1 protein-coding gene is annotated in these 400 nt (G+C 57.5%); it reads left to right on the top strand.

Features of this window, described 5'->3' with window-relative positions; all coding sequences use genetic code 11:
- A partial coding sequence (locus ACXAGX_RS20565; RefSeq protein ID WP_474840711.1) for an Ig-like domain-containing protein occupies positions 1-400 on the top strand: 400 nt, incomplete at both ends.

The raw sequence follows: 400 nt of genomic DNA, 5'->3' as shown, positions 1-400 counted from the left end.
CCACCATCACGTTGGACGCGCAGACAACCGGCAACGATGCGACGCCGACGGTTTCTGGAAGCACAGATCTGCCAGTAGGTGAAACCGTGTCGATCACAGTGACCGATTCAAACGGTGATGCACAGACCTTCACGGCTACCGTACAACCTGACGGTTCGTTCAGCGCGGATGTCCCTGCGGACATGGCCGACGGTGCTTATACCGTCGAAGCTACAGCAACCGATGCTGTGGGTAACGCCACTACCGCTACGGACAATAATGGTGAAGTTGACACAGCTGCGCCCACCATCACGTTGGACGCGCAGACAACCGGCAACGATGCGACGCCGACGGTTTCTGGAAGCACTGATCTGCCAGTAGGCGAAACCGTGTCGATCACGGTAACCGATGCCAATGGTGA

Source organism: Alteromonas sp. ABV4_515 (genome assembly GCF_056160345.1).
The sequence above is the reverse complement of the archived record's forward strand: the minus strand, read 5'-3'. Positions and strand labels throughout refer to the sequence as shown.